Annotated in this window: 20 protein-coding genes; 8 read left to right on the top strand and 12 right to left on the bottom strand. The window is 64.5% G+C overall.

Annotated features, from left to right (window positions below):
- Positions 1-91: 91 nt before the first annotated feature.
- Both EN846_RS15890 and EN846_RS15895 read left to right on the top strand, forming a co-directional pair.
- Entirely contained in the window at positions 92-1,810 is a 1,719-nt protein-coding gene (locus EN846_RS15890; protein ID WP_127309192.1) for an adenylate/guanylate cyclase domain-containing protein, read from the top strand.
- A gap of 366 nt (positions 1,811-2,176) precedes the next feature.
- On the top strand, positions 2,177-2,923 hold the full coding sequence (locus EN846_RS15895) for a DUF4239 domain-containing protein (RefSeq protein WP_245493227.1): 747 nt from the start codon (positions 2,177-2,179) through the stop codon (positions 2,921-2,923).
- Between the two features lie 76 nt (positions 2,924-2,999).
- Here the strand turns inward: EN846_RS15895 and EN846_RS15900 are convergent, their stop codons facing one another.
- The 6 genes from EN846_RS15900 to EN846_RS15930 form a co-directional block, all read right to left on the bottom strand.
- The gene (locus tag EN846_RS15900; RefSeq protein ID WP_135858941.1) at positions 3,000-3,512 is read right to left on the bottom strand and encodes an OmpA family protein; all 513 of its coding nucleotides are present in this window, start codon (positions 3,510-3,512) and stop codon (positions 3,000-3,002) included.
- 9 nt (positions 3,513-3,521) lie between these two features.
- Positions 3,522-4,181: a L,D-transpeptidase gene (locus EN846_RS15905; RefSeq protein WP_128345968.1), complete on the bottom strand. Its 660-nt coding sequence runs from the start codon at positions 4,179-4,181 to the stop codon at positions 3,522-3,524.
- Positions 4,182-4,440: 259 nt separating this feature from the next.
- On the bottom strand, positions 4,441-6,525 hold the full coding sequence (locus tag EN846_RS15910; protein ID WP_127391784.1) for an adenylate/guanylate cyclase domain-containing protein: 2,085 nt from the start codon (positions 6,523-6,525) through the stop codon (positions 4,441-4,443).
- A 268-nt stretch (positions 6,526-6,793) separates the two neighbouring features.
- Complete coding sequence (locus EN846_RS15915) at positions 6,794-7,657, bottom strand: hypothetical protein (protein WP_127391785.1); 864 nt, start codon at positions 7,655-7,657, stop codon at positions 6,794-6,796.
- A 579-nt stretch (positions 7,658-8,236) separates the two neighbouring features.
- Positions 8,237-8,899 (bottom strand): hypothetical protein, encoded by a 663-nt coding sequence (locus EN846_RS15925; protein WP_127391787.1) that lies wholly within the window; start codon positions 8,897-8,899, stop codon positions 8,237-8,239.
- Positions 8,900-9,208: 309 nt separating this feature from the next.
- A complete protein-coding gene (locus tag EN846_RS15930) occupies positions 9,209-9,439 on the bottom strand; it encodes a hypothetical protein (protein WP_127283060.1) in 231 nt (76 codons plus the stop codon).
- Positions 9,440-9,703: 264 nt separating this feature from the next.
- On the opposite strand from EN846_RS15930, the gene EN846_RS15935 reads away from it, so the two are divergent.
- Positions 9,704-10,375, top strand: coding sequence for a peroxiredoxin-like family protein (locus EN846_RS15935; RefSeq protein ID WP_127391788.1), 672 nt, complete (start codon positions 9,704-9,706; stop codon positions 10,373-10,375).
- A gap of 32 nt (positions 10,376-10,407) precedes the next feature.
- Here EN846_RS15935 and EN846_RS15940 read toward each other — a convergent pair whose 3' ends face one another.
- The 6 genes from EN846_RS15940 to hemC all read right to left on the bottom strand — a co-directional run bounded on the left by EN846_RS15940 (position 10,408) and on the right by hemC (position 16,508).
- Positions 10,408-11,124: a glutamine amidotransferase gene (locus EN846_RS15940; protein ID WP_127287384.1), complete on the bottom strand. Its 717-nt coding sequence runs from the start codon at positions 11,122-11,124 to the stop codon at positions 10,408-10,410.
- Positions 11,125-11,159: 35 nt separating this feature from the next.
- A complete protein-coding gene (locus tag EN846_RS15945) occupies positions 11,160-11,636 on the bottom strand; it encodes a TerB family tellurite resistance protein (RefSeq protein WP_127311882.1) in 477 nt (158 codons plus the stop codon).
- 36 nt (positions 11,637-11,672) lie between these two features.
- Complete coding sequence (locus tag EN846_RS15950; RefSeq protein WP_127391789.1) at positions 11,673-13,259, bottom strand: heme biosynthesis protein HemY; 1,587 nt, start codon at positions 13,257-13,259, stop codon at positions 11,673-11,675.
- Between the two features lie 10 nt (positions 13,260-13,269).
- Positions 13,270-14,724, bottom strand: a complete 1,455-nt coding sequence (locus EN846_RS15955) for a COG4223 family protein (RefSeq protein WP_127391790.1) — start codon at positions 14,722-14,724, stop codon at positions 13,270-13,272.
- Between the two features lie 139 nt (positions 14,725-14,863).
- Positions 14,864-15,580 carry a uroporphyrinogen-III synthase gene (locus EN846_RS15960; RefSeq protein ID WP_127391791.1) on the bottom strand — a complete coding sequence of 239 codons (717 nt, stop codon included), beginning with the start codon at positions 15,578-15,580 and terminating at the stop codon, positions 14,864-14,866.
- Between the two features lies 1 nt (position 15,581).
- Positions 15,582-16,508, bottom strand: a complete 927-nt coding sequence (gene hemC, locus EN846_RS15965) for a hydroxymethylbilane synthase (RefSeq protein ID WP_127391792.1) — start codon at positions 16,506-16,508, stop codon at positions 15,582-15,584.
- A 101-nt stretch (positions 16,509-16,609) separates the two neighbouring features.
- Here hemC and tsaD point away from each other — a divergent pair, with 101 nt between their 5' ends.
- The 5 genes from tsaD (at position 16,610) to EN846_RS15990 (ending at position 20,215) form a co-directional block, all read left to right on the top strand.
- Positions 16,610-17,695 (top strand): tRNA (adenosine(37)-N6)-threonylcarbamoyltransferase complex transferase subunit TsaD, encoded by a 1,086-nt coding sequence (gene tsaD, locus EN846_RS15970; protein ID WP_187331386.1) that lies wholly within the window; start codon positions 16,610-16,612, stop codon positions 17,693-17,695.
- The gene (locus EN846_RS15975) at positions 17,692-18,711 is read left to right on the top strand and encodes an NAD(P)H-dependent glycerol-3-phosphate dehydrogenase (protein WP_128345966.1); all 1,020 of its coding nucleotides are present in this window, start codon (positions 17,692-17,694) and stop codon (positions 18,709-18,711) included. The genes tsaD and EN846_RS15975 overlap by 4 nt, the downstream gene beginning before the upstream one ends.
- A gap of 19 nt (positions 18,712-18,730) precedes the next feature.
- Positions 18,731-19,027, top strand: coding sequence for a YciI-like protein (locus tag EN846_RS15980; protein WP_127283504.1), 297 nt, complete (start codon positions 18,731-18,733; stop codon positions 19,025-19,027).
- Between the two features lie 109 nt (positions 19,028-19,136).
- Positions 19,137-19,562, top strand: coding sequence for an EVE domain-containing protein (locus EN846_RS15985; protein ID WP_127283503.1), 426 nt, complete (start codon positions 19,137-19,139; stop codon positions 19,560-19,562).
- Positions 19,559-20,215: a methyltransferase gene (locus tag EN846_RS15990; protein WP_127391881.1), complete on the top strand. Its 657-nt coding sequence runs from the start codon at positions 19,559-19,561 to the stop codon at positions 20,213-20,215. Before EN846_RS15985 ends, EN846_RS15990 begins: the two co-directional genes overlap by 4 nt.
- The last annotated feature ends 1 nt before the right edge of the window (position 20,216 follow it).

Here is a 20,216-nt window from a genome sequence, read left to right on the forward strand (position 1 = left end):
CTGTGGTATGATAGACCGGTGAGGGCACGCTGGAGGCGCCGGTCCCTCGGGCCCGCGGCTTGCGTGTCGCGAATCTTGACTGGGGCTCAACATGGAGCGGAAGCTCGCTGCCATCCTTGCCATCGATGTCGTAGGGTACTCGGCGCTCATGGAGGCGGATGAAGCGGGCACCTTCGATCGGCTGAAACGTGGCCGCAAAGAGCTGTTCGAGCCGGAAATCGAGACGCGACACGGGCGAATCTTCAAGCTGATGGGAGACGGCCTGCTGGCGGAGTTCGGCAGCGTGGTAGATGCAGTCGAATGCGCGGTCACGCTTCAGCGCGGCATGGCGGAACGTAACGCGAGCGTCGCCGAAGACCAGCGCTTCGAAGTCCGGATCGGAATCAACCTTGGGGAAGTGATCGTCGAAGGGGACGATCGCTATGGCGAGGGTGTGAATGTGGCGTCGCGCCTCCAACAACTCGCCGAGCCCGGTGGCATCTGCGTTTCGGAGAAGGTGTCCAAGGAGGTTAGGCAGAAGCTAGCGTTTGCGTTCGAGCCCATGGGCGAGCAGCGGGTGAAGAACATAGCCGAGCCGGTATACTGCTATCGCGTGAACCTGCAGCTTCCGAGAGCGGCTCCGGTAGGGCGACTGGCATCGCTGGAACTGCCCGACAGGCCCTCGATCGCGGTCTTGCCTTTTACCAACATGAGCAACGATCCGGAGCAGGAAACCTTTGTCGACGGCTTGACCGAAGACTTGATCACCGACCTGTCTCGCTCAGCCGGCCTCTTCGTCATCGCGCGCAACTCGACCTTTGCTTACAAGGGGCGGTCGGTCGATGTGCGTTTGGCCGCGCGTGATCTTGGGGTGCGCTATGTGATTGAAGGCAGCGCCCGGCGCGCCGCGGGGCGCGTGCGCATCAATGCGCAGCTGATCGACGCGGTCGGCGGCGATCATATCTGGGCCGAGCGTTACGACAGCAGCCTCGAGGATATCTTTGCAGTGCAGGATGAGGTCACGGCCAAGATCGTCGAAGCCCTCGTCGGTCGATTGGCCGGACAGCCGGCGCGCAAACGGCCGACGAGTCTCGAAGCGTATGACCTCTGTGTGCGAGCCCGCGGTGTCAGTTTTCAGACCGGGTTAGGCGCGCGGGAAGCGCGCACCCTCCTGGAAAAGGCGATCGGACTCGATCCCGACTATGCCGAAGCACATAGCTTGCTGGCCCTCAATCTTTGGCTCGGCTGGCTGTTCTGGAACGAGCCGAGGGAAACCAACCAGCCTCGCGCCCTCGCGGAAGCTCAGCGGGCAGTGGCGCTCGACCCTAACGATGCCGGGAACCGCTGGTTGCTGGGTATCATACTTAGTCACGAACGGCGCTTCCCGGAATCGGATGCTGAGTTCGAAGCGACCTTCAAGCTCGATCCCAATCATGCCGATGCCTGGGCGATGCGCTCGGATCTCATCACCTTAAGGGGCGACGCCGTCAAGGGCGTCGAATTTGTGAAGCGGGCGTTGCGGCTCAATCCGCACCCTCCGGGATGGTACTACTGGATGGCCGGTCAAGCCTATTATGCGCTCGGCGACTATCAATCTGCGGTCGAGGCCTTACGCAGGCCGGAAACCTACCGCACCACGTCGCGGCGCATCTTAGCGGCAGCCCTTGCGCAGCTCGGGCGCCTTGATGAAGCTCGTCAAGAGGCGGAATTCTTCCTGATGAGCGATCCCCATTTCAGCATCGGGCACTGGGCAACATCACAGCCATTCGACGACGAGGAAGTGCTCCAGCGCTTCGTCGAAGGCTACCGCAAGGCTGGCCTTCCCGACTAAAGGGCGCATCCTTTGGATCGCCGGCTTGCTCTCGTCAGATATAGGCTCGTCTTTTGACTATGAGGGCAATGCCCGTGGGTTTCATCGATCAATGTCCGTTGAGGGCGCAAACGCCCCTCACCTTCGCCTGTTCACTCAGATGTCTGCTATTGGGGTGCGGGCAGGATCCGTGCGACGACCGAGATTAGGCGCAAAGCTGACACTCGCTGCCATGCGTAGAGATTGTCGACACGAAGGAACACAGTGGCATTGCCACGAGCGGAATGACGGCCTTACAAACGCCTGACGACGAATTCTCAGGATAGGGCAGGGGCTACTATGAGTGGCTGGTTGCATACTCTTCCACTCGCTTGGATGGCTGTCGTAGTGTTCGGGGCCACCTATATCGTCGCCTTGATCTTGCACCAAGTCATCGCCGCTCTGTCTGCGGGCTCCGCGGCGCGGTCGTTCAAGGCGCTTTCGCCTGGCATGTTGCCGCCGCTCGGGATCATCTTTGGCCTATTTGTGGCGTTCACCGCGGCTCAGGTCTGGAGCGACAACGATCGCGCCAATGCGTCAGTCAATCGTGAGGCCAGTGCGTTGCGGTCGGCCGTGGTTCTGGCGAGCAGTTTTCCAGGGGAGCCCGAGGCGCGCCTACTGGCGCTGGTGCGCAGCTATATCGAGGAAACGACGAGCCGGGAGTGGCCGCTGATGGCCGAGAGCGCGGCGACCCTCACCATAATCCCGCCGGCGCTTAACGAGGCGCTGCGGACGACGCTGGCTTTGGCGCCAGCCAATCCCGGCCAGGAGATCGCGCAGCGCGAGATGACGAGGGCGCTTGAAGATGCCTTCGAGGCGCGTCGCCAACGGGTTCTCGTCAGCTCGGCACAAGTCAACCCCACGAAGTGGGCCTGCCTGATCCTGCAAGCCTTCTGTGCTCTTCTCGCGATCGCGGTCGTCCATAGTGACAACCGAATGGCATCGGCGATCGCTCTTGGAAGTTTTGCGACCGGCGTGGCGGCATCCGTTTTGTTAATTCTCGCCCACGACCGGCCCTTCACGGGAGAGATCGCAGTATCACCGCAACCGTTGCTGCAGGTTATGCCCGAAGCCAATGCGGGCGCTGGCGGATGATACAGGCCGGAGTGCCAAGACGGGTAAATTCCGTCGCGCTGTGAGGCTCTGATTTGGTGACAGGCAAAACTGCCCCCTACGAGTCGTCCCTCTCGTCGCGCAGATTGGACACAACGCGGCGGTTCTGCGACCTGCAGGCGGTGTCGGGACAGTCGCGGACCAGCCTGTCCTTGCCGTAGCCCTTCGCCCACATGCGGTTGCGGTCTATACCGCCGGCGGCGAGGTAGTTCATCACGGCATCGGCGCGCTGCTGCGACAGCGCCGTTTCGCTTGCGCCGGGATCGTCGGCGAAACCCTGCAGCTTGAGCAGCCAGCGCGGATACTTTGCCAACCAGGCGATCTGGGTGTCGAGGGTGGTCTTGGCGACAGAATCGAGCTCCGCCGAACCTTTCGTGAAAAAGGTGCGGCGGCCGACATTGAGGATAAAATCCTCCTCGCTACCCGGCTGCACGTTTTGGAAGCCGGCAATCTCGGCGTTGGTGACGTCGGGCGTGGGCGGGGCCAGCGTGTTGCTGGTCGAGCACGATGCGGCCACCACCAGCAGGCCGGCGGCGAGCAGCCGACGCGTGTTTTCAATCATGCGGTTCATGGTGCGCCATCATTCGACAGTGGTGGAGGCGGGCGCCTGGTCGGCGATGTGCGGCAGGACCTCCACCGCAGTGCCGATCGGGCACCGCTGGTAGAGGTCGATGATGTCTTCCGGGAACATGCGGATGCAGCCGCTGGAAGCGTCGGTGCCGATGCTCCACGGTTCCAGCGTGCCATGCAGGCGGTAGCCGATGTCGGCGCCGTCGCGATACAGATAGAGCGCGCGCGGCCCGAGCGGATTGTTGGGCGCGCCGCCTGCGATCATGGGCGGTAGCTCCGGTCTGCGCTTAAGCATTTCGGGGGGCGGGACCCATTGCGGCCACAGCGCGCGGCGGTCGATCGTCGCGCGGCCGTACCATTTGAAGCCCTCCTTGCCGACGCCGACGCCGTAGCGGATGGCGGTCTTGTTTTCCATGATGAGGTAGAGAAAGTGGTGGCGGGTATCGACCACGACGGTGCCGACCGACTCGCTGCTGAAATACTTGACGATCTGGCGATGCCATCTCTTGTCGATCTTGGCGAAGTTGGTCTTTCGATAGACAAAATTGTTGTCGGTGGCGGTACCGGCGAAATAGGATTTTGCCGCCGCGGCTCGAACAGTATTGCCGGTTGCACCGACCGCGACCAATGCCAGGCCGCCGGTCACGACACCCCTGCGTGATAAAACCATCGGCAATCCCCCATGCCTTTAGGCTGGCAAACCATAGTTGAGAACTATTTCGCCTCAAAGTGGAAAATGCCGCAGTTAGCTGGAAGCCGTCCATCCGCTTTTGGGGGGTGAGCGCGACAAGCCATTTCGACTTCGGACCTCATCCCGGTCGTCGGCAACATTTTCGTCGCGTCCCCAAAGCAGCCACTTTGCCATTTGTGGCCTTGATCTTGGATCGGCTCATTGAACGCATGGACACCATCGGAGCTGCCCCCCGCGACTAGAACCTCAACACCCAGGCTTCCACTTTTCCCTTGCCTTTGACTTCGATGGCGCCCCGCGGCTCGAAGACGAATTGGTGCTTGAGCTGTTCGTAGACGGGGCGCGTTACCTGAACAGAATCGGGAACTCCGCCAGACTCCATGCGGCTCGCCAGGTTCACCGTGTCACCCCATAAATCATAGATGTACTTACTCTTCCCAATGACTCCGGCGACCACTGGCCCGCTGTTGACGCCAACCCTGAGCTTCATCGAGACGTTGTGTTCCATCGCGTGCTCACGGGTAATGTGGACCATGCGGATGGCCATGCGGACCATGCGCTCGGCGTGGTTGGCCATCGGCACGGGCAGGCCGCACACCGCCATATAGGAGTCGCCCACCGTCTTGATCTTCTCGATGCCAAGATCGTTGGCGGCAACGTCGAAGCGCGTGAAGAGTCCGTTGAGAAACACCACGACATCGTGCGGCGGCATTTCCGATGTCAGTGCCGTGAACCCGACCAGGTCTGCGAAGGCGACCGTGACCTCGGCGAAGCCGTCGGCGATCCTCTCCTCGCCAGCGCGCAGCCGATTGGCGATCGGTGCCGGCAGGACGTTGAGCAGCAGCTGCTCATTCTCGCGGTTCTTGTTCTCGATCACGACATTCTTCTGGCGCAGATCCTCAACCATGCCATTGAAGGCCGAGCAGAGTTCGCCAATCTCGTCGCGCGTGCGGACCGGCACGCTGGTCGCATAGTCGCCGGCAGAGAAGCGTTTCACCCCGGCAGTGAGATCGCGGAGCGGTCCGAGCAGCGCGCGCGAAAGCCAGGCGGCGGTGGCCGCGACCACAAGCATCGCCAGTCCTCCGACGAGCAACAGATCCCGGCGGAGTTCGGCGATCGGTGCGAAGGCCTCGGCGCTGTCGACCTTGGCGACGAGAGCCCACTTGAGGTCGGAAATCGCGAGCGGTCCCCATGAAGCGAGCGTTGGGACGCCACGGTATCCGATGATCTCGCCCGTGCCCTCGACACCGGCGAGCGCGGCACGGGAGGCCTCGGTGTCAATGCGCTGATGCAGCACTGGTGTCCCGTAACGCTGAATGGCGGCGATCTCCTCTTCCGAGGCGCCGACGGACTTGAGGTCGGCGAAGAAGCTATCCCGGTTCTCGTAGAATGCCCGCGGGCCAGAGCGCGCCAGATAATCGGGTCCGACGAGATAGGCCCCACCCGTGCCGCCGAACCCTTCCTGCCGCCAGCGGCGGTTGCCGGTGACAACACTGTCGATCTCATCATTCGACAGTTTCGCGACCAGCACGCCGATGACGGCGCCCTGGGCAATCACCGGTGCTGCCATGAAGGCGATCGGCGCGCCGCCTGACGGCGCATAAGAGGCGAAATCCACGAGGCAGATGGCTGATGGGTCTGCGATCTGCGAGCAGCGGGCGACGGCAGCCGCGACGTTGGCGCTGCGATACGGACCCAACTGAAGAGACGTGGTGAAATCCACCTCCTTCTCGACCGTATAGATCAGGCGACCTGATTTGGGGTCGGCAATCATGAGATCGAAAAAGCCCACCGTGGTAGCCGCCGCGCGCATCAATGGATGATATATGGCATGCAGCCTGGAGTATTCGCTTCCGTCGCCGGCGTCGTCGAGAAGCTTGCGCCGCTCCGCGGGGTTCGGATTTTCCACAATGTAGTGATACTGCAGATCGTAGGGGGCACCATCGACCGGCAGGTAGTCCGACAGGGCTGGTTCCCTGCCCAGGGTGCGCGTCATTCCGGGGATGAAGTTCTCAGTGTACCAATCGCCGACCCTCTGCCGCAACTCAGGCGGCGCGCCTGCCCGGTCGAGTTGCTCGACCGCGGTCCGGAACTCGCGTGTCGCATCGACCACCATCTTGGAAGTCGCAAGCAGTCGCAGTTCCGCCTGGATCGTGCGGAAGTAGTTTTCAACCTGGCGCGTCTTGGTCTGGCGAGCGGCCGTGAGTTGGTCAAAGACTGCTTTTTCGAGAGCGTCGCGGGCGCGGAAGTAACCGAGCGCCCCGCTGACCATGACCGCGATGGCGCCAAGAAGGACGAGGGTTGTAAACAGCTTTGCAGCCAATCCCCAGCCCGCGTGGCTGGATGAACCCGTTACATCTGAAGACGACACGAGATCTTACTTTGCTTTTGCGTTAGGGGCGTCGCGTCTGACGGCAAGCCAGAATCGTGTTTCATCTGTTTCCCCCTTCTCCCTCGCATATGCATAGCAAATTTGCTGCGAGACGTGTGCGGGAATGCGTTGTCGATTTGCCAGTGGGACCGCACGGCAGAAGCGTCGCGGTCGCACGGACACCGTCCGCTTGTTCTATCACTCATCGAACTTTCGGCAGTCAGGGTCGGCGGCTTGTCTCGCTGCCCCAGGTCGGGTTCTGCAAATCTCCGTGCAGGCAATAGTCGAAAGCATGGCACGCGTCGGTAGCGGGCCGGGTTTCCCAGAATGAACAGGCGAGATTCGCCGTCCGCACGACGCGCTCTCGCGCTTGCTCAACGCCGATGCCGAGGATCAGGGAACCGTCCTTGCGCTCGCGTAGCCACTTCTCAATGCCATGTCCCAGATCTTGCGCGTTTTTGAAACTCAGGCTCATCGTGAGATTGGTTTCCAGGGCGGCTGTGGTCGCATCAGGCCAAAGCGGAGCAAGCGCAAGTTCCGATCTTGTCATCTCGCCTTCTCGCAGGACAGCGCAATCCGCCGCTATGGCGACGCGTTGCGCCGCCCGCCACCTGGCCATGTCATCGCGTCCGGTCGGACCGTATATGCTGAGCGTGTCGAGCAAATCCCGATAGGAGCGGTCCCGATCGAATGCGAGGTCGCGAAATTCCAGCGCCGCAATCGCTTCGACAAGCGAAACTCCCCTTCGAGCAGCTTCGGTCGCGTCCTGCCAGGCAGCAACGGCATAGTCGCTGCTTATTATATTGCGCTGGTAGAAGTCGGGAAGCGCCTCGTCGAGTTTGGCCAGCGGCGTCGCAAGGGCGTCGAAGGCCTCACGCCGCGCATCGTTGCGAACACCATCGAATACGAATTCGCTCCAGGTGACGAAGATTGCCCGGATTGAATGCAAGCGAATGGGAAGCTCTATTTCGCGCCCCAATCCCCAGGGCCCATCGCCAATGCGTGCAATTCCAGGGAAGGCGCGCATGGCCGCTCGCAATGCGACCAGGCGCTTGCTCGCATCGTCGGAGATGCTGGCCAGCATGGCGCGAGGCGAAACATCGTCCGCAAGTCGCTCGCTCCAGAATCTGAGCCGTTCAGATGGGTGCATTGGGTCTCGGGATCGGCTTGCCGGTAGTGGGAAGCCAATCTTGCCACATAGTACCTAAGATTGCCTGCACGCGACGTCAGCACGGCGAACCGCCGGACCGGCCAGGTGGGTCATCGCGTGCCACTAACCTGTCCTGCCGACATGGTTCACCATAACCTGCTGCATGAAACGCCTGATCGGCACGATTGGAATGTTTGGGCTGGGCAATTCGCGCCTAATCTTCTCGATTTGAACTCGGGTGAGGCCTTTCCCAGCGCCGATATGGCCTATCGCGCCGCGGCCATGAGCCAGGGCGTCGCGATCGGAGACCTCGCCGTGCTCCACGAGGAGATCACCACCGGGGAACTGGTCCTATCGCTGCGTTCCGCAAATGGGTTTCGGAGGAAGCCGCGCGGTCCTGAAGGCCGCGCCTGCGCCTCACTGCACCCAGCTTGACTCCACCTCTCGCCAGCTCCAACAGCTCATAGACTGCGGCCGGGCTGCCATGGGACGAACGCGTAGGCTCAGGTCTTCTCACTTCTTTCTAGCGCGATACACACCGCCATCACGTGCGAAAGGCTCTACATCTCGACAATCAGGAGGAGCTTTAACGGCGGCCATCAGTGCCAATAGGTACGGAATTCGGAACTCGTCCCTGTTGCTTTCTTGGATCTTATTCACGGCGACCGAACTGACAGAGTAGTCTGGACAGGTAATGGAAGCCCCGAGATATCCACCCCATGCCACCGCTGCTGCGTGGATTTTATACTGTGAACTGCCACGCGGCGTCGCATCGAGTAGACTTAGCATCTCTTCGCGGGGGTTCGAGGTTCCAATATCGAAATCAAGAATTTCAGCGCCCAGGTCATCACACTCTTCTCCGGGTATCCCGCCGTCTTTGCCACTCCAAGTGCTTTGGGCGTCGAAGTAGATTTTTTGTACCAGTGTGATATCTGAAGGGCTAAGACTCCAAGTCAGCTTTTTGTAGTAATTTTCCAATGCCTTAATATCTATCAGTGGAACCAAATCGCATTTATCGTCAAATTCTTTGTGTAGCGTCAGAGCGTTCATCATGCGGCCGAGTATGTTGGCGCGATACAACGAATCTCGGCTGGCCACGTTGTGATAGACCTCCTTCGCCAAAACGGTCGACGACGCGAGAGAAGCGAGAAACGACAACAGAAGGATGAAACGCACTTCGACGCCCTTTCCGTGAACGCAGCCATCTTAAGCAGCAAACCTAAAGACGGACTGATTTGAAAACAATGTAGGGGCGAAGCAAGCAGGGCCCGAACTTAACCATTTCTTTTCATGGCAAGCAGTTCGCGGTGGATCGGGTGGGGAACAGTGCCTGCTTGCGCGAAAGGCGTGCCGGTCTCAACCGCGCCAATGTCCGGCGTCAGAGAGCGGACCCACCTCCGGAATGACGATATGAGGTGCAGAACTGTCGTTCACTTCGGCCAATCAGGCTGCGCCGTGGATGAACGGGATAGGGCGCGGGCAGACTTACTCCGAAAAGCTCACGCTCACGCCGCGCTGCCGAAAATAGGCCTGCATCAACTTGCGACCGGAGCGGTTGCTCTGCGCCAATTTGGCCGGATCGAACACCGCCTGTTTTTTCCCCTCTCGTGCCAGCGCCGCCTTGAGTGTCGCGATATGTGCATCGATGTCGGCATTGTCCGCTCGGAGTGAGGCGTAGATGTTCTCGGTCGCCTCGGCCACGGTGAGTTCGTTCAAAGCTGTCGTCCTTTGATTGATTTGAGCGGCGCTTAGCACAGATTCGCGGCGCCGCCGAGAGCGACACCAGCGCCATCTGGTAAGCGTGGCCCTCCTTAAGAACGCCTTAGCGTCCGCCCACTCCGTGCTATAATTGGACTATCGACGCCGACCTGACTAAGGCCGACCGCGATTTCAGCATGCCCAAGGACGTATGTGCCGCACATGAGCTCAAGCCGCCCGCCCGCACATCCGTCGTGAATTGACCCGGGAGGAGGGATCAGCATGCCAGAACGTCTCAACATAGGCCCGCTGCAACTTGGCGAAACGGCGCCCAATTTCGTGCTCGACGCGATTACCCGCGAGGGCAAGATCGCCATCGACGATTTCCGAGGCGAGAAACCAGTGCTGGTCGGACTGTATAGAGGCTTGCATTGCCCCTTTTGCAGGCGCCATATCGCCATACTTTCGCAACTCACCCCAGCCCTCAAGGCGAAGGGCATCGAAAGCCTGACGGTGGTAAACACACCTGTCGAGCGGGCGCGCCTTTATCTCCGCTACCATCCGATGCTAGGCCTCGCGGCATCCGATCCGGAGCGGACTTCACACCGCGCCTTTGGGTTGCCGAATATGCAGATCACCGAAGACGAGAGCGCATGGCCGCAAAAGGTTTCGATGAGCGATGTGAGGTCGATACGGGTCGAATTGCCGGACGAGATGCCGGAACCGATGGACCCTTTTGCGGCGCTCGAATATCTGAACAAGAAAGACGGCTACGACATCACTGAAGCGGATCACCAGATGATGGCAACCGGCATAGGGCAGCTCGTCGGCCAGTTCCTGCTGGACCGCGATGGCGTCGTTCGCTGGGCCTCCAACGAGGTCCTCGATGGCGGCCTGTTCGGCGCCCCGAACACTCGGGAGCTGATGTCGGCAGCGTCACAAATCGGAAGCTAAGGTCAAGCTCCGCTGCTCAAAGCAATTGGTCTTTACCCCACCGCCGGCTTGCCGAAGATCAGCCCCAGGAATTCGCCCAGCCAGCGCTTGAGGTGCATGTCCCAGATCAGCCGGCCGCCGAGATGGTCGCGGCCGGGCTGCGCGCCGGGCAGTTCGAAGCGGTGCGCGCCGCGCACCACCCAGCGCTGCATCATCACCCGGGTCAGTTCGCCATGGAACTGGATGCCCCAGGCATTGTCGCCATAGCGGAAGGCCTGGTTGGGATAGGTCTCGGCCGTCGCCAGCAGCGTCGCATCCTTCGGCAGCGAAAAACCCTCGCGATGGAACTGGTAGACCATCTCCGGCCAGTGCATCAGCTTCTTGCCGGCCTCGGTCGCCTTCAGCGGATACCAGCCGATCTCGACCAGCCCCTCGCCGTGGCCCTCGACCTTGCCGCCGAGATGGTTGACCAGCATCTGCGCGCCGAGGCAGATGCCGAGCAATGGCCGGTTCTCCTTCAGCGGAATGTTGAGCCAGTTGGTCTCGCGGCGGACGAAATCGTCCTCGTCATTGGCGCTCATCGGCCCGCCGAACACCACCGCGCCGGCATGGCCGTCCAGCGTGCCCGGCAATTCATCGCCGAGCGGCGGCCGGCGGATGTCGAGATCGAAGCCTTCTTCCAGAAGCATGTGGCCGACGCGACCGGGGCTCGAACTCTCCTGATGCAGCACGATCAGGATCTTTGGTTTCGAACGCGGTCTCGGCGGCATCGGAAGGCGGAACCCCTGTCTATTCGTCGCCCAGTCTATTCGTCACTTGGGGTTCCGCGAGCGCCGGGCGCCTGCGCGGCGGCCTTCTGGCGCGCCTCGACGCGGTCGCGCCGTTCGACCCCGATCAGCTCGGCGACGCGCCACACCGTGTTGTCCTCCAGCTCGTGCAGTTCGCCGTCGGCATAGACGATCTCCCACATCAGGCCGACGAACGCCTTGCGCGCCTCGGCGTCGAGATGGCGCTTCAGCACGCTGGTGAAGGCATAGAGGTCGATCGCCTCATTGTCGGCCCGCTCGCCGGCGGCGGCCAGCGCGTCGAGCTCCTCGCCGCTGATCGAATAGGTCTGCGCCAACACAGCCTTGAACCGCTCCCACTCGACATCCTGGCGCACGCCGTCGGCGCTCATAACGTGGTAGAGCAGCGCCGACGCGGCGACGCGCGGATCGTCCGCGTTGGCGCGGGCAGCACCCGCCGGCAGATCCCTCAGGAAAGACAGGACACGTTCGAACATCATTTCATTCCCATACGGCCCGGATCGATCCCGGCCTCAAAACAAACGAAACCGGCGCGGCGATTTTTCCGCCTCATCGTCCGGATCGACACCGGGATCGTCGGGCAGCCTCGCCAGTTCCTCCGCCGGCTCCACCCCTTCGGCATCGTCGGGCACGGCGGCAAAGGCGGCCGCGGTGACCGGCTTCACCTGGTCCTCGTCTGAGGCCGGGGTCGCGACCGAGCCGTCCGGCGCAACGGCCTCTATCGTCTTTTCCTTCTCCGCCGCCGGCGCCACGGTGATCGCCGGCACGACTGTCTCCGGGCCGTCCTCATGGCTGTCGATCAGGTGCCCGAGCCGCTCCATCGGCGCCCGCCATTCGAAGGCGTCGAGTTTGCCGGTGACTGGCGACACCGGCGCCCAATGCTCGGAGACGACGCCGTCGGCGACCCAGGCCGGATCGCGCGGCGCCCGGACCGCCTTGGACAGCAATTGCCTCACCTTGCCCTGGTCACCTGTCTCGGCCTCCTCGATGTCGGCCAGGAGCAGATAGGCGCCTTCGCGCCGGTCCATGCGGATCGCAGCGTCCGCCTCGCGCCGGGCGGTGGCGAAATCCTGCGCGTCGAGCGCCGCGCGGGCAACCGCCATCGACGACTCGGCATGGTTCTTCTTCAGATCCTGCAGCTTCTTCGCCCGGTTCAGCCGGTCGCCGACGGCATCGCCGGGGCGGGCATGGGTATAGAGCTCGGCGATTTCCGGATGCGGCTCGGCCCGCCACGCCGCTTCGAGGATCTTGGAGCCCTTGCGCACATCGTTTTGCCGAAACAGCAGCCTGGCGGCGGCGACCGCCGCCGGCGCGAATTCGGGCACGAGCTTGTTGGCTTCGAGCGCCGCGGCCCTTGCCGCGTTGGCGTCACTGTCGATCAGCGCCTGCGCCTTGGCGGTGAGCAGCACGGCGCGGCGGCGGTTGGCGGCGTCGCGCTCGATCTGCCGCGTCGACTTCTGCGCCTCGACCAGCTTCAGCGCGCCGTCCCAGTCGCCGCGTCCGGTCAGTTCCTCCAGCGTCGATTCGGCGGCCCAGGCAAGTTGCGGCGCCACCGCCGCGGCGCGGCCGGCATAGTGCCTGGCGGCGTTGCGGTCGCCGAGGCGCTCGGCCTCCAGATAGAGGCCGCGCAGGCCGAGCAGCCGCATCTCGGGATCGTCGAGCATCGCCTCGAACTTCTCGCGTGCGCCTTCATGATCGCCTTCGAGCAGCGAGGCCTGCGCCTCCAGGAGATGGATCAGTGGCTCCTGGTCGGAGCGGATCAGCTTGGCCGCTTCCTTGGTCTTCTTGCGCGCCAGCGCCCCGTCGCCAGCGCCGGCCGCGATCATGCCGGTCGACAGCGCCTGGTAGCCGCGGTCGCGGCGGCGCACCCGGAAATAGCGCGAGATGGTATAGGGGCTGTTCCACAGCGACTTCACCAGCCACCACAGGATCATCACCGCGGCGACGACCGCGACCACCGCCACCGCCGCCACCATCAGGCTGACCTGATACTGATAGCCGTTGAAGGTGACGACCATGTCGCCGGGACGATCGGCCAGCCAGGCGAAGCCGAGCCCGAGCGCGAAGACGACGGCGAGGAAGATGAGGATGCGGATCATCTGGTCTCCCTCACGCCTTCATCGCGCCGGCAATCAACGAATCGATCAGCTTTTCGACCTCCAGTCGCGCCTTCAGCTTGCCGGCAAAATCCGCGCCGGCGGCCTTCACCGCTTCCGGCAGCGTGTCGTACTCGCTGAGCGCCTTGGCGTAGTCGCCCTGGTTGACCGCCACCTCCATGCGCGCCACGGTTTCCGGCGCGCCCTTGCCCTCGACGGCGCCGATCGGCCGGACCTTCACCAGCGATTCGGCGCTCGACATCAGGTTCTGGAGGAAGCCTGCATTCTCATCGACGGGCGTGGCGGCCGCGACCATCGCGTTGGCGGCGGCATCGACCTCGGCGGCGATGTCCGTCCGGGTCGAAACGCCCTTCTCGGCATAGGCGCGCAGCGTCGCGATCTCCGGCGCGTCAGGCGAAATCGCCGCGAAGGTTTCGAGCTCGGCAGCGAACGGCGCGCCTCGGTCGAGCGCCGACTTCAGCGCCGATGCCGCGATGGCCATCGCGATCTTCGGCTGCGAGGCCTGCGCCTCGACCTTGCCGGAGAGCTGCGACACCGACTGCTCCAGCGCCGCCAGCCGGCCGTCCTCAGCCTTCGCCGCCTCGCCGGCGGATTTCACCAGCGCGTCGAGCCCGGCCAGCTTTTCATTGAGCGGCCCGAGATCGACAGGCGCGGCAGTTCCGGCCTTCTGCAGGTCGGCGATCGCCGTCTCGACCTGCTTGAGCTTGTCGCCAAGCGCGGCAACACCGGCGGCGTCGCCGGCGCCGCCTTGCTCGACCGCCGATTTCAGCGCCGCGACGTCCGACTTGACCTGGTCCAGCGCCGACGACAGCCCATCGACCTTGGCCGAGGCATCGCCATTGCCGCCGGCCTGCTTCAGGCCCGCGACCTCACTCTTCAGCGCGGCGATCTCGCCATTGACGCCGTCGAGGGAAGCGCCGCCCGACCCCGGCGCGCCGATGAGGCCGGCGAACTGCAGGCCGCCGGCTGCGGCCAGCGCAATGACGCCGCCGATCACGCCGGCGGCAATGCCATTGAGGCCGCCGCGTTTCGGCTGCGGTGCCATATAGTCCTCCCTCCCGAGGTTTGTTTTCGGCGCGTCTCCGGCGGCGGCCGCCTTGGTCGAGGCATCCTCGAAATTGTAGTCGGAGCCATGCGTCTGATCAGGCGACGCCTCGGAACCTGCCGGATAGGGGCGCTCCGCCTCATCCGAGCCCTTGGCGGTGTCTTCCGTTCCGGCCTGCGCGGCAGCGTCGCTGTGCTCCCAGGGCTCATGATCGACCTGGTCGGCATGCACCGGCTCCGCCGGAGCCTCGGGTTGCGAAGCGCTCGCGGCTTCCTCCGCCTCGGCCTCCACGGTCTTCGCCCCATCCTCCTCGACAATACGCGAGACGGCGCCGGGCTCGAGTTCGATCGTCACCGGCTCGCGGCGGCTCTTCGAATGTCGCATCTTCGGCGTCTTGACCATGCTTGGGCTCCGCAAATTGGCTTGGGATGGTTCAACGGGTCTAGAGCTGAAGGATGCTCTAGCACATCACCAAGCGGTGAAAAGGGGCGGCGTGATGACACAGACCTGAGCAGGCATCCTGTCATGTCGCAGATTCTGCCTAGCGCCCGGCCAGCACTAGCCTGATCAGCGCGTCTTCCTGCGGTTCGGCGGCGACGCGGACCCGTTCGGGAGCGACGCCGTCGAGCGCTGCGGCGATACGTCCCGACAGCGCGAAAAATCCCGTCTTTTCAAAATAACCGCCGAGCGCCGGCCGCCGGATCAGGGCCTGCATCGCCACGGCAGCCTTGGCCGAATAGAGCAGGACCACGTCGACTGGCCCGCCGGACAGGGTCGCAGCCACGTCCGCGTCGGAATGGTCGAGCGCGATCGTGTCGTAGGTTTCAACGGCGCGGACTGGAATGCCGGCCGCCGAGAGGCGCTGCTCGAAGGCAGGAAAGCGCACGCGGCCGCAAAGATAGACGATCGTCCCTGCCGCAGAGCCGCCGGCGATGGCATCGGCCAGCGCCAGGGCATCGCCCGGGCCTTCGTTGACCGTGGTAAATCCTGCCTTGCGCGCCGCTTCCGCTGTCCTTTTGCCAATGGCATGACAGGGCAGAGCGGCAAGCGCGGCGATGAGCTCGCGCGACGCGTAGCGCACCGCGTTGGCGCTGGTAACCGCGACCGCCATGGCATCCTTCGGCGCTTCGCTTGCCTTGGCCGGCAGCGCCACCGTTTCGGTCAGCGGCAGCAGAATCGGCTGAAAGCCCATCTGCTCGAGCCGATGCGCGGTTCGCGAGGCGCCCGGTTCCGGCCGCGTCACCAGAACGCGCAGCATGTCAGGCCCAGCCGTCGAAGAAGGATTCGCCGGCCTTGGCCCGCACCGCCCTGGCGGCTTCCGCGCCGATCCGGGCGGCATCCGGCGCCGGTCCGTCCAGCCTGACCTCATGCGACTGTCCGCCGTCGGGCGAGATGATCAGCCCGGCAAAGGAGAGCTTGTCGCCCGCTATCGTCGCGTGACCGGCGATCGGCGTGCGGCAGGAACCGTCGAGCGCCGCCAGGAAGGCTCGCTCGCAGGCCAGCGCCTGGCCGGTCGGCGCGTCGTGGATCGCGGCCAGCATGCGCTCGACATCGGCGTCGCCGATGCGGCTTTCGATGCAGATCGCGCCTTGCCCCGGCGCTGGCGGAAACTGTTCCAGCGTCATCAGGTCGGTGACGACATCGCCGAGCCCGAGCCGCTTCAGCCCGGCATAGGCGAGGATGGTGCCGTCGGCGACACCCTCATCCAGCTTGCGCAGCCTGGTTTGCACATTGCCGCGGAACATCACCACCTCGAGATCCGGCCGCATCCGCCGGATCAGCGCCTGGCGCCTGAGCGACGACGACCCGACCCTGGCGCCCCGAGGCAATTCGGCGATCGTCCTCGCCGCCTTGCCTATGAAGGCGTCGCGCGCGTCCTCGCGCGGCAGGAAAGCAGAGAGTTCGAGCCCCTCCGGCAACAGCGTCGGCATGTCCTTCGAGGAATGCACGGCGATGTCGATCCTGCCCGCCAGCATCGCTTCCTCGATCTCCTTGGTGAACAGGCCCTTGCCGCCGGCTTCCGACAGTGGCCGGTCCTGGATGCGGTCGCCGCTGGTCGAGATGACGACGATCTCGAATGCTTGTTCCGGCAGACCGTGCGCCGCCATCAGCCGCGTCCGCGTCTCATGCGCCTGGGCAAGTGCCAGCGGGCTGCCGCGTGTTCCGATTTTCAAGCTTGTTTGCATGGCGCGCTGTCCGTGATAACCCCCGGCACACGAGGTCTTGCCGGCACATGTCCTATCTAGGAAAGGCTGGTGATACAATCTTCGAGGACAGCGACCAATTGATCCGCGTTCTGGGCATTGAGACGAGTTGCGACGAGACCGCGGCCAGCGTGGTGGCGCTGGATGGCCGCGCCGCGCCCAAAATCCTCTCCAACATCGTGCTCAGCCAGATCGAGGAGCATGCCGCGTTCGGCGGCGTCGTGCCGGAGATCGCCGCGCGCGCGCATGTCGAGGCGCTCGACGGCATCGTCGAGGCGGCCCTTGCCGATTCGGGCGTTGCGCTGGACGAGGTCGACGCGATCGCCGCGACCGCCGGTCCCGGCCTTGTCGGCGGGCTGATCGTCGGGCTGATGACGGCGAAGGCGATTGCCGCGGCCGCCGACAAGCCGTTGCTCGCCATCAACCATCTCGAAGGCCATGCGCTGACCGCAAGGCTGACCGACGGGCTCGACTTCCCCTATTTGCTGCTTCTGGTGTCCGGCGGCCACACCCAGATCGTCGCCGTGCGCGGCGTCGGCGACTATCAGCGCTGGGCGACCACCATCGACGACGCGCTCGGCGAAGCCTTCGACAAGACGGCCAAGATGCTCGGCCTGCCCTATCCCGGCGGTCCGAATGTCGAGAAGGCGGCAGCCACGGGCGATCCGGGCCGCTTTGCCTTGCCGCGCCCGATGAAGGGCTCGGCGCAGCCGGATTTCTCCTTCTCCGGCCTGAAGACGGCCGTGCGCCAGGCCGCGACCGCCATTGCGCCCTTGAGCGACCGGGATGTCGCCGACATCTGCGCCTCGTTCCAGGCGGCGGTGGCGGATGCGTTGGGCGACCGTGTTTCGCGCGCGCTCAACCGTTTCCGCCAGGAATTCCCTGACAGGGCCAAGCCGGCGCTCGTCGTCGCCGGCGGGGTCGCCGCCAACCGGACAATCAAGGCGACCCTGGAGGCGCTCTGCGCCGAGGCCGGCTTCGACTTCATAGCGCCGCCGCAAAAGCTCTGCACCGACAATGCGGCGATGATCGCCTGGGCCGGCATCGAGCGCCTGCGCGCCGGGATGGCGCACACGAACGACGCCGATTTCGTGCCGCGCTCGCGCTGGCCGCTGGACAGCGTCTCTGCCCCGATGGTCGGCTCCGGCCGGCGCGGTGCCAAGGCATGACCGAGCTGGTCACCAGCGGGCACGAGGCGCCGAGCGGCTGGCGCGTCGCAGTGCTTGGCGGCGGCGCCTGGGGCACGGCGCTGGCGCTGGCCATGCTGCGCGCCGGCCATTTCGTGCGCCTCTATGCGCGCGACCCCGAAACCGTCGCCGCGATCGATCGCGGCGAGAACCCGCGCTACCTGCCGGGCATCGCGCTGCAGCCCGGCATCGTCGCGACAACCGACATCGCGGCCGCGCTCGACGGCGCCGACTGCGTGCTCGCGGTGGCGCCGGCGCAGGCGCTGCGCGCCATGCTGGCTGGCGCCAGGGAGCATGTGCCGTCGGGCGTTCCGCTGGTTCTTTGCGCCAAGGGCATCGAGCGCGACACCGGCGCGCTGCTGTCGGCGATCGTCGAGGAGGCCTTGCCGAACAATCCGGTTGCCGCCCTGTCCGGCCCGAGCTTCGCCACCGATGTCGCCCGCGGCCTGCCGACGGCGGTGGTGGTGGCCGCCCGCGACGCCGACCTTGCCGCAGACCTTGCCGCCCGCTTCTCGGCCGAAAACCTGCGCTGCTATTCCAGCGACGACCTCGTCGGCGTCGAGATCGGCGGCGCGCTGAAGAACGTCTTCGCCATCGCCGCCGGCGCCGTCACCGGCGCGAGGCTCGGCGCCAGCGCCCAGGCCGCCATGGTGACGCGCGGCTTCGTCGAACTGCGCCGCATCGGCGCCGCCTTTGGCGCCAGGCCGGAGACGCTGATGGGGCTTTCCGGGCTCGGCGACCTCCTGCTCACCTGCTCCTCGGCGCAGTCGCGCAATTTCGCCTATGGGCTGGCGCTCGGCCAGGGCAAGCCGCTTGCCGGACTGCCGCTCGCCGAGGGCGTGCCGACGGCAGCGATCGCCGCCCGCCTCGCCGCCGAGCGCGGCATCGACGCGCCGATCATCACCGCTGTCGCCGCCATTCTCGACGGCACCGTGACCATCGGCCAGGCCGTGACGGCGCTGATGACGCGGCCGCTCAAGACCGAAACCGACATCTGAACCATCGGAGTTTTAGACCATGCTGTTTGCGTTGATTTGCAAGGACAAGCCCGGCAAGCTGCAGTTACGGGTCGACACGCGGCCGGCGCATGCGGCGTTCCTGCAAGGCCTGATCAGCGAAGGAAAACTTGCCTTTGCCGGGCCCTTCCTCGACGCTGACGGCAAGCCCGACGGCAGTCTGGTCATGATCGAGGCAGTGGATATGACGGCGGCGCAAGTCCTGGCGGCCAGCGATCCCTATGCCAAGGCCGGCCTGTTCGAAAGCGTCGAAATCCGCCCGTGGAACTGGGTCTTCCAGAAGCCCGCCGGCGCTTGATCGATCGCTTGGCGCGCCCCTCTCCTCGCGAGAACGGGGAAAGGGTAAGGGTAGTGGGAGCGCGAACGCTTCATTGTAGCCAACCGACAATGGCAAGGGGACAACTGAGATGAACTACTGGCTGTTCAAGTCCGAACCCTCGGTCTTCTCCTTCGAGGCGCTCAAGGCCAAGGGCAAGGCCGGCACGCAATGGGACGGCGTGCGCAACTATGCGGCGCGCAACAACATGAAGGCGATGCAGATCGGCGATCTCGGCTTCTTCTACCATTCCAATGAAGGGCTCAACATCGTCGGCATCGCCGAGGTCTGCGCGCTCGCCCATCCCGACACCACGAGCGACGATCCGCGCTGGGAATGCGTCGACATCCGCGCCTTCAAGGAGGTGCCTACCCCGGTGACGCTGGAGCAGGTCAAGGCCAATCCCAAGCTCGCCGAGATGGCGCTGGTGCGGCTCGGCCGGCTTTCCGTGCAGCCGGTGACGCCGGCCGAATGGAAAGAGGTCTGCCGCATGGCCGATCTCTCGCCGGCGCCGTGACCCGGCTGACGCCGAAAAGCGCGAAGAAGTTCATTCTCGACAACACGGCGCTGATGGCGCCGCCGCATGTGCCGGAAGTGCTCCTGCATCTCGCCGACGAGGCGCATGACCTTTGGCTGCGCACGGAAGAGGAACTGGCGGCGATCGGTCTGCCGCCACCGTTCTGGGCGTTCGCCTGGGCTGGCGGCCAGGGCCTTGCCCGCTACGTGCTCGACCATCCCGAAACCGTTCGCGGCAAGCGGGTGCTCGACTTCGCCTCCGGCTCAGGCCTGGTCGCCATCGCTGCCGCGAAGGCGGGCGCCGCGGCGGTGACCGCCGCCGACATCGATCCGTTCTGCGAGACGGCGATCGCCCTCAACCTCGAGGCCAACTTGGCCGAGGCGGAATTCCTCGGCCAGGACTGCGTCGGCGCCGACATGGGCTGGGATGTCGTGCTGGCCGGCGACGTCTTCTACGACAGGTCCTTCGCCGACAGGCTGCTGCCCTGGTTCCAGGCGCTGACGGCGCGCGGCGCCGACATCCTCGTCGGCGATCCCGGCCGCGCCTATCTGCCCAAGGACGGCCTGTGGTCACTGGCCGTCTACCAGGTGCCCGTGACGCGCGTGCTGGAGGATGCCGAGGTCAAGCGCACGACCGTCTGGCGCCTTGCTTGAC

It is taken from the genome of Mesorhizobium sp. M4B.F.Ca.ET.203.01.1.1, from assembly GCF_004791025.1.
Taxonomy (GTDB): Bacteria; Pseudomonadota; Alphaproteobacteria; order Rhizobiales; family Rhizobiaceae; genus Mesorhizobium; species Mesorhizobium abyssinicae.